The organism is Fuerstiella sp., from assembly GCA_022447225.1.
Taxonomy (GTDB): domain Bacteria; phylum Planctomycetota; class Planctomycetia; order Planctomycetales; family Planctomycetaceae; genus S139-18.
In genome coordinates this window covers 282,839-292,490 of record JAKVAZ010000010.1, presented here as the reverse complement: position 1 = coordinate 292,490, position 9,652 = coordinate 282,839, and the positions used below count along the sequence as shown (strand labels likewise).

Annotated in this window: 6 protein-coding genes; 2 read left to right on the top strand and 4 right to left on the bottom strand. The window is 53.7% G+C overall.

Features of this window, described 5'->3' with window-relative positions:
• From MK110_13205 to MK110_13190, 4 genes are all read right to left on the bottom strand, one after another.
• Positions 1–625 (bottom strand): DUF1549 domain-containing protein (locus MK110_13205; GenBank protein MCH2212255.1); only part of this gene is annotated, 625 nt, incomplete at its 3' end.
• Between the two features lie 75 nt (positions 626–700).
• Positions 701–2,182, bottom strand: coding sequence for a DUF1501 domain-containing protein (locus MK110_13200; protein MCH2212254.1), 1,482 nt, complete (start codon positions 2,180–2,182; stop codon positions 701–703).
• A 942-nt stretch (positions 2,183–3,124) separates the two neighbouring features.
• Complete coding sequence (locus MK110_13195; GenBank protein ID MCH2212253.1) at positions 3,125–4,102, bottom strand: hypothetical protein; 978 nt, start codon at positions 4,100–4,102, stop codon at positions 3,125–3,127.
• Between the two features lie 141 nt (positions 4,103–4,243).
• Positions 4,244–4,720, bottom strand: a complete 477-nt coding sequence (locus MK110_13190) for a hypothetical protein (GenBank protein ID MCH2212252.1) — start codon at positions 4,718–4,720, stop codon at positions 4,244–4,246.
• Positions 4,721–5,017: 297 nt separating this feature from the next.
• On the opposite strand from MK110_13190, the gene MK110_13185 reads away from it, so the two are divergent.
• Complete coding sequence (locus MK110_13185; protein MCH2212251.1) at positions 5,018–7,885, top strand: DUF1553 domain-containing protein; 2,868 nt, start codon at positions 5,018–5,020, stop codon at positions 7,883–7,885.
• A 7-nt stretch (positions 7,886–7,892) separates the two neighbouring features.
• On the top strand, positions 7,893–9,377 hold the full coding sequence (locus tag MK110_13180; GenBank protein MCH2212250.1) for a DUF1501 domain-containing protein: 1,485 nt from the start codon (positions 7,893–7,895) through the stop codon (positions 9,375–9,377).
• The last annotated feature ends 275 nt before the right edge of the window (positions 9,378–9,652 follow it).

The window sequence follows — 9,652 nt, the reverse complement described above, 5'->3', positions numbered from 1 at the left end:
GCAAACGATTGACGACGTGTTCATAGGCGGAACTGGATTCATCGGCCAGAAACGCATCCAGCTCAACCGTCGTCGGCGGCAGCCCCGTCAGGTCGAAGGTCACCCGTCGTAGCCACTGTGGTTTAGCGGCTGGGTTTGCCGGCTGCAATCCTCGCGACTCCAGACCGGCCAGTATGAAACGATCCACTTCATTACGAGGCCAGGCTCCGTTAGCGACGGGGGGCAGACCGGACTTTGACGGAGACATGAAAGCCCAGTGACGTTCCCATTTTGCTCCCGATGCGATCCACTGCCGGATGAGATCGATTTCGGCTGCGGACAGAGACAGTTTGGAATCGACAGGCGGCATGGGATCGTCCGTGTCCATAATTCGCCGCAGGAGTTCGCTGGTTTGCGGATTCCCGTCCACGATCGCCGTATGTCCGGATTCCGCCAGCACCGATTTGGCAGCCGATTCCCGATCCAGTCGCAGGCCGGCTTTGCGGGTCGCTGCGTCAGGTCCGTGGCAGCCATAACACCGATCGGCCAGCAGGGGACGAATGTGCCTGTTGAACGAAATCGGCTCGGCGGCCGATAATCGGGCCGGGCCAAAGCCTGAGGACAGGCCCGTGTGTAACGCAACCATCGCAATGCAAATCCGCATGCCGAACGAAAACCAAATGCTGGTGTGTGTCACGAACATAACGTGTCGGATCTCAGATTAAGCGAGTATGGCTTTGACTACTTCGCCATGTACGTCGGTCAGTCGGAAGCGGCGTCCCTGATGTTTGAAGGTCAGTCGTTCGTGATCGATCCCCATCAAGTGCAATACAGTGGCCTGAAAATCGTGCACATGTACCGGGTCCCGGGCAATGTTATAACCTACATCGTCGGTTTCACCGTAAGTCATCGCCGGCCGAACACCGGCGCCAGCCATCCAGTAAGTAAAGCAACGTGGATGATGGTCGCGTCCGTTGGCCGACTTACCTACTCTACCCTGGCTGTATGTGGTTCGCCCGAACTCTCCGCCCCAGATGACCAGTGTGTCATCGAGCATCCCGCGTTGTTTCAGATCGGCAATCAGTGCCGCTTGTGGCTGATCGACGTCGTGGCATTGTTTGGGCAGCGCGCTGGTCATTCCGCCGTGCTGGTCCCAGCCACGGTGGTACAACTGGATGAAACGGACCCCGCGCTCGGCCAGTCGTCGGGCCAACAGGCAATTGGCGGCAAATTTACCCGGTTGCTGACATTCCGGCCCGTAAGCGTCCAGTACGTGTTTGGGTTCGTTGCTGATGTCCGTAGCTTCGGGCACGGACAACTGCATGCGAAATGCCATCTCATATTGCGCGATCCGTGTGGTGATTTCCGGATCTCCGAAGGCCTCGATCTGCAGTTGATTGAGTGCCTCGATCCTCGCAATCATTCTCTTGCGGGCCGAGACGGTTTCTCCCGGCTGACTGTTCAAGTAAAGGACCGGCGTCTGACCTCCCCGCAGTTCGACCCCCTGGTGCACACCGGGTAAAAAACCGTTGCTCCACAGTTTCGTATAAACCGGCTGACTGCCCGGACGTCCCGTGCCGTTGGAAATCAGTACACAAAACGTGGGAAGACTCTCGTTTTCGGTTCCCAGTCCGTAACTCATCCAGGCTCCCATGCTGGGACGGCCGGGCTGCTGATGTCCCGTCTGGAAAAAGGTCACGCCGGGATCATGGTTGATCGCCTCGGTGTGCATCGATTTGATGAAGCACAAATTGTCGGCCACCGCGGCAGTATGCGGCAGGAGGTCGCTGATCCAGGCCCGCCCCTCACCGTACTGCCGAAATTTCCAGTTCGAACGCGCGACGGGAAACGAGTTCTGCCCCGACGTCATTCCGGTGAGTCTTTGTGTCTTCCTGACGAATCCCTTGTCACTCCAGGACTTCGACTTATCGTCGTAGGTCTTGAACAGTTCCTGACCGTGATGCCTGTCCACCAGGGGTTTGTAGTCGAACAAATCCAGTTGAGAGGGCGCACCGTTCATGAACAAAAATATCACACGCTTGGCACGGGCCGGCCACATGCTGCCAGGTTCGGAGATGCGGGCGACCAGGGCTTCAGGCGACAACATGGTCTGAAGGGCCATGGCCCCAATCCCCGTACTTCCGTCACGCAGCAGTTGACGGCGTGTGATCACGTGTTTCAGGAATTCGGTGACTTCGTTCATGTCTCTGGACATCGCTGTCTTACGTAGCTGTTATCGAATCCAGCTGTCCGGTTTCGACTTTCCCCATCATCCCCACCGGCCCCCAACAAACTCAAGTCAGTCTTGATTGCCGGGCACGTCTCCGCTCGGAATCCTGGTTTCAACAGGTGTTGCCCCTAATCCACACGATACCATGCTGAAACGGCGCTTCAAACCGGACCAGATAATCAACCGGACCGGACAATCGGAATCTAACTCATCTCACAAGCGGTATATTCGTTCCGTCAACCCAACTGAATCCTTCATCTTCTGATCCCGGTTCAGAACAATCATCCCCGTCTAAGTCTTCATTTCGGACAGCGTCTCCGTTACGACCTCTTTAGATTCTCATCACCGGTACTGTAGGCGTCTTATGAACAACCAGATAAAAAATTGACAGTCAAAACCCTTAGCGGAACCGAAATGTCAGACAGCAGCCGGTAACCCAACAGATTTCTATGAATCACAACGGCCTGCAGGACGTGTTGGTGACGCACCCGACTGTGTCCGCGCACAAGCCTGGCAGGGAAAACGACTTTGATGGTGATTCAGCAGCATCAGACAGGAGTTCAGCCTGACCAGAGTAGGGTATGTAAAATCAGTTCCCGCATGAAAGTGGTACCATCTCTCAGAAAGGGTCCGCATTCAGTCAGGAGCGCATGAACAGGACACATAGCCACGCCAGCAAAGGAAACAGCACAAAAATCATTGTGAAGGTGAGCAGCGTAGATCGGTTGTTATCAGGCCAGCGCCCCATTTCCGGATTTCCTGCAGTAACTTCATCACAAGTAAATCAAAGGGAACTCACCGGTTCCTGCCTGTGTTCCGGATACATTTTTTCAGTGTTGCCGGGACTCTGGTTGAGACACCGACCTGATACTTTGTGTCCAATTCTGTAATTCGGACGGCAGCATTGATTTAAGTTCAATTCAGCTGACGGACATCCTGGATCCGCAGGCCCTGACCAGTCCAGAGTGTTTCCAGATCACGATCGTTCCACGGCTCATATCCGCGCGAGGGATCTCCAATGACATGGATTCGTCCGGAACGACCGAAGTATACCACCGAGTGGGCCGTCCCGGGAATCCAGCCACCTTCCTTGACGTATTCCGGCCGTTCACTGGCGGTGGCCGAATCGAGTTTGCAGCAAAGCAGCAACGGGTGATGACCGGCCATTTTCGGCAAATCATCGATTTCACATTCAAAGAACTCCACCCGATAATTCGTCCCTGTCAGTTTGTTGGCCAGACCGTGATAGAGACCCAGCCACGTCGTACCGTTGCGGGTCAGGCACAGTTCCGCCATTTCCTGTTCCGTGGCCCTGATGTTCAATGTCTCAAGAATGGTCGCTGATGCGGCCGCGGAACACGTACTGTTGTGAGTTTGACGACAAATGCGCCACGGCATCGGAGGAAACGGCGGATCCCACCGATCGCCGCACACCGGCGGTGACGCAGGAATAAAGTAAAGTTCCGACCATACGGCGGCACAAGTAATGATGACCATCATCACGATTCGTCGTATGACGAGTGTGCGGCGAAGCAGACTGGATTCAGCTGCGGTGCCTTCGGCGGTGGAATCATGACCTGAGGACACATTTGTTTCTTTTGGTGATGCACCGGATGTTTCGCCACCCATGCGATTCCATACTACGGCTCCCAGTGCCGCAAGTATCAGAGGAAACCAGTTGGCCAGCACAATCACAGAAGGCAGCGGAATCCACTTGACGATCCACAGCTGGCCCCAAACATTCTTCAGATACGCGGCCATCAAAAGAAGAAGCCCAACAGCCACAGCATCCAGTGCACGGGGTGGTAACGGTCTCAGCAGCCGCCGACATCCCAAAAAGATTCCAATCGACAGGAATCCCATCAAACCCAATGCCAGACGGATGTCGTGCATACTCAGGTTGCCCCACTCATTCGATGATGACCGAATTCAATAATGACCGGAACCACAGACAGCAGATGGAATCACACCGATTGAAAACAAAGAGTGCGGTCAATTCCGGCATCACGTTTCAGCAGTGCGAGAGGCACACGGTTACAACAGCCGATCAATTTCTTTGAGTACCACCGAGGTGAGTTCCTTTTGCTTGATCTCATCCAGGCTTCCCTGCAGTTCTTCGACCGTTCGTTCCAAAAAAGCAATGACCGTGTTTCCTGAGTTTCGCTTCAACAGTACTTTGGCAGCGTCTTTGGATTTTGTATGAGTGATCAGGAAACGCAGGTCGTCTTCAGAAAGACTTTCTGCATTCTTCAGCGCCGCCTTGATCGCTGCACCGCGTGCCTTCGGGACGTGCTGCACGATCTCCTTGAGTTCGTCGATGTTCAGCTTGCGTGTAAACAAAGTCTTAATGGCGGCGGCAGAGAGTACGGGAACGAATCTTGCCAGATACAACAGATCCCTGTTGTTCGGTCCGGGACGACTGTTCGCCAGACGCTCCCAAAGCTCGCGCGCCTTTGCTTTGGTTTGCGGATCAATTTTCTCGGAAAGAATTACCGAAGCATCATCTGACACAAAAGCCCTTTCTGTCACGGAATTGATTACTCACATCGCAGATGCCGGACTCCAGGTTACAGAAGGAATGCTGCCGGATCTGACCTGTCGAATGAATTTCCGAAAGTTCCGGAAACCGGAATTCTCATAGAATTCAGCAGGTCGTCAACCATTATCAGTAATTGTTTGAACAGAGTGTGTCACGGCAGGATCGTTACCGGATGCCGGCCGGAACTGCGGCTCTCGCGGCAAATTGACGATACAGCTGCGAAATGGAACTTGTAGCGACAACCGGAATCGTGGAGACTGAATTTTAAAATGGTCACCACACTCTCAACTCGATGGTTTCATTCCAGTGTCAAAGTTCCGTCAGGATCCGTTGTGAACTTGGTGGCCGACAGGAAACCTGAGTACCGTAACGGCGCGCAGCGTTGTCATACATCATTTTTGTGCTGCGTAATATGTCTTTGCCTGACTGTCGAAACGACTCTGGCTCAAAAAATTGACTACGAGAACCAGATCAAACCTATTCTGGCCGAGCATTGTTTCAGCTGCCATGGAGCACTAAGACAGCAGTCGGGCCTTCGTCTGGACGCCTTTCAGCTGATCCGGCAGGGTGGTGATCGCGGGCCGGCCATCGAACCCGGCAGAAGCAGTCAGAGCCTGCTGATGGATGCAGTTCTGGGCACCGGCGATGTCGAACAAATGCCCCCGGAGGATCAGGGTTTACTGCTGACCGAAGAACAGGTGCTGCTGCTGAGGACCTGGATTGATCAGGGTGCTGAGGCATCGGACGAGCCGGTGCCGCCGGATCCGCGAAGTCACTGGGCGTATCAAGTGCCGGTCCGCCCTCCAGTGCCTGCCGTGAGCGATTCACTGTGGCAAAACAACCCCATCGACGCGTTCCTCGCCGCCACTTATGAACGCCAGGGACTTGTTCATGCGTCACCGGCCCATAGGGAAGTGTTGCTGCGACGTGTTTTCTTCAACTTGACTGGTCTGCCGCCAACACGTGAGGAGCTCCATGGATTTCTTACGGATTCCAGCGAGCAGGCCTGGGAGACAGTCGTGGATCGACTGTTGATGAACCCCCGTTACGGAGAACGCTGGGGAAGGCACTGGATGGACATCTGGCGATATACCGACTGGTCCGGCCTGGAAAACAAAATGCGTCACAGCCAGAAGCATATTTGGCGCTGGCGAGACTGGATCATTGAATCTCTCAACGAAGACAAGGGTTATGACTCCATGATTCTGGAAATGCTGGCAGGGGATGAACTGGATCCGGCTAATCCGGATACGGTTCGCGCTACCGGATTCCTCGCACGCAATTGGTATCGCTACAACCGCAATTTCTGGCTCAACGACATTATTGAACATACAGGCAAAGGCTTTCTGGGAATTACATTTAATTGTGCCCGCTGTCACGAACACAAATACGATCCGATATCCCATGAAGATTACTATCGCTTTCGTGCATTTTTTGAACCACACGAAGTACGGCTCGATCCGGTTGGACTGGAAACAGATCTGGAAAAAGACGGTTTACCGCGAGTCTACGATGCACAACCGGAGGCCATGACTTATCTGTTCGTCCGCGGTGAAGAAACGCGGCCGGACAGAGATCACCCCCACTCACCTGCTGTTCCGCCTGTACTTGGATCCATTGACGGATCAATTCAGTCGGTTCCCCTGCCGCTGGATGCGTATTTCCCCGCACTCAGATCGCAGTCTCGACAGGCAGTCATCGCTGCTGCAGATTTGGAAGTCAAAACAGCTGCTGGTCAGCTGGAAGAAACACAGTCTGTTGTGATGAAGATGCGTACCCGTCAGCGTGCACTCACAAGACAGGTTGAGTCGACTGCGGCGAAAAACATTTCGAAAAATTCCGACCAATTCTCTGACGGTAAAGTCATCACACTGGCCCATGCTGAACGGGAACTGACTGCTGCCCGGAAGAACCTGGAAATGAAGCAGGCGAGTCGAACCGCATTGCTGGCCGTTCTGTCAGCTGATTTAGCAACGTTCGTTGAGACATCCCGCTCCGGTTCAGAGCTCAACAGACTGAAACAGGATGCGCTGACTGCAAAACAAAAAACAGCGAGTCTTGAAGCTGAACTGGAATTGCTGATGGCAAAAAACGAAGTCGCAGCGGCGGTGGAACAGCACAATTCAAACGATGAAAACTTCCAAAACACGGTCAATGCTGCACGGGACAAAGTTAAGGCGGCCGCTGATAAACTAAAAGCTGTTCAGGCAGATTCCAGTTCTGCTGCATCCGAAGACATACACGCCGGAGTGATATATCCTTCAACTTCGACAGGTCGGCGACTGGCACTCGCCCGCTGGATCGTTCGCAACAACAACCCTCTCACGGCTCGAGTCGCGGTCAATCATATCTGGACCCGGCATTTTGGTACGCCTCTGGTTGACTCTATGTTTGACTTTGGATTGAGAACGAAGCGTCCGGTACATCATGAATTACTGGACTGGCTTGCCGTTGAGTTCATGGAACACAAGTGGAGCATGAAACACCTGCATCGGCTCATCCTTACTTCAAGAGCCTACCGCATGCAGTCCGGATCAACTGACTTGACACGTGGTAACACTGGAATCGATCCGGACAACCGTTTGTTGTGGAAGATGAATCCACGACGAATGGAAGGCGAATTAGTACGAGATACGCTGATCTGTCTGACAGGACAACTGGATGCAACAATGGGTGGACCGGACCTGCCGATTACTCCGGAAGACAACGGCAGACGCAGAACCATCTACTATCGATATTCCCGTGATTATCAGATCAAACTCCTGTCTGTATTCAATCCGGCCAGTGTCGAAGAGTGCTACCGCCGTCTGCACAGTATTGTCCCGCAGCAGGCGCTGGCGATGACCAACAGTAAAATTGTGCTGGAACGAGGACGACAGCTGGCGGCACTGGTATCTGCTGAAGTTGGCACCGAAAATTCCGATGAAGTCAACAGTGCTTTCATCGAATCTGCCTTTGAACGTACACTGGGACGGGGTGCAACGTCTGCCGAACGAACCGCCTGTGCCGAAGCTCTCAGAGAATTCGGGGATTCAGCGTCTGCCGACGGAATGTCGACAGATGCGGCACACCAGCGGGCTCGCGAGAACGTCGTCCATGTTCTTCTGAATCACAACGACTTCATCACAATCCGGTGATCACGCGATGCGGGAACGAAAAACTGACAGATTTACGAGGCAACAAACTGCTGTTGGCCGCCGTCAGTCTCTGACTGAAGGATTGAGCCTGGCAGGAGTCGCTCTGTCGGCCATGCTTCAGCGAGACGGGTTCGCCCGTTCAGCTGGTCATCCGGTTGCTGCAGCCGGAACTCCACAGTTTGCCCCCAGTGCAAAACGGGTCATCTGGCTTATGATGCGAGGAGGTGTCAGTCACTTCGAGAGCTTTGATCCCAAGCCGAAACTAGCCAGATACGCCGGAAAAACCATCAGTGAGACACCGTATGCCGATCAGATCATTCATTCACCGTTCAGTCGAAATGTTCGTGAGCAGCAGGCTAACAACGTCATCAAGACTGATCAGGCAAAGATCTGGCCAATGCAGGTCGGGTACCGTAAATGCGGCCGGAGTGGAGCCGAAGTCAGTGATTGGTGGCCTCATGTCCGACGTTATGTTGACGATATTGCCATCATCCGTTCAATGTGGACCACAGACAATAATCACGGTGCCCAGATGCAGTTCCTGTCCGGGCGTCACGTTCTGGATGGATGTTTTCCCACGATCGGATCCTGGATCCGATACGGACTCAGTTCACTGAATGACAACCTGCCGCAATTCATTTCAATCGGACCAACACTTCACCGCCAGTGTTTCGAGGGACTTGGTTCAGCTTATCTGGGCCCCGAGCATTCCGGCGTCCGGCTCAAAGTGGATTCAGAAGAACCACTTCCGTACGCAAGACCTGAACTCGACGTGACACCACAGGAACAGGCGATCGGTGCAAGGCTGCTGGGCAGGTTGAATCGGATGGTGCACGAACAGCAACCTGATGACATCGAACTGAGCGCCCGAATCAAGTCCTACGAACTGGCATTTCGAATGCAGAAAACCGTACCTGACCTGATGCGGTCCGGGCAGGAAACTCAGGCAACACAAAAGATGTATGGACTTGATCGGGACGTGACTCGTCCCTTTGGAGAACAACTGCTCGCAACTCGTCGCCTGATTGAACAGGGTGTTCGATTCGTTCAGGTATTTCACGGTGAGGGTTCCTCGGGATCTTGGGATGCACATCACAAACTCGTCGAGCAACATTCGAATACCAGTGAACAGGTCGATCAGCCGATCGCAGCATTACTTCAGGATCTGAAGCAGCGAGGTCTGCTAAGTGACACGGTCGTCGTATGGTGTACGGAATTTGGAAGAACGCCCGGCGTACAGGGTGCTGATGGCCGTGACCATCATAATTATGGGTTCTCAGTCTGGATGGCAGGTGGAGGAATCAAATCGGGAGTAATCCATGGCGCCACAGACGAACTCGGCTTCCATGCCGTTGAAAACCGTCACTACGTAACCGACATTCACGCGACCATCTACCGGTTGCTGGGGTTGAATCCTCGTGAACTGGACGTTCCCGGACGAAAACGACTTGAGATCGATTACGGACACCCGATCACTGACATCATCGCTTAAGAAGTGTGACCGGTCCTGTTGTCGTTGAGATGGGACTCCACATCTGCCAGATTCGGGCCGAATTCGCGACTCGACGGAGCAGACACGATCCGGACGACGCTTGATTTTTCTGCAGCGACCGTCATGGAGACGCCATGCGAACTCAGTCATTCTGCGAGCCCTGTCGGCCGCATGTTAAACTCTGACAGAATCGAAAGTGGATTTGATCCGCCTGTCAGGGAGAGATCGTCGCTGCAGCGAATAACGACATTATTGAAAAAAAGTTTGCAGGTCCG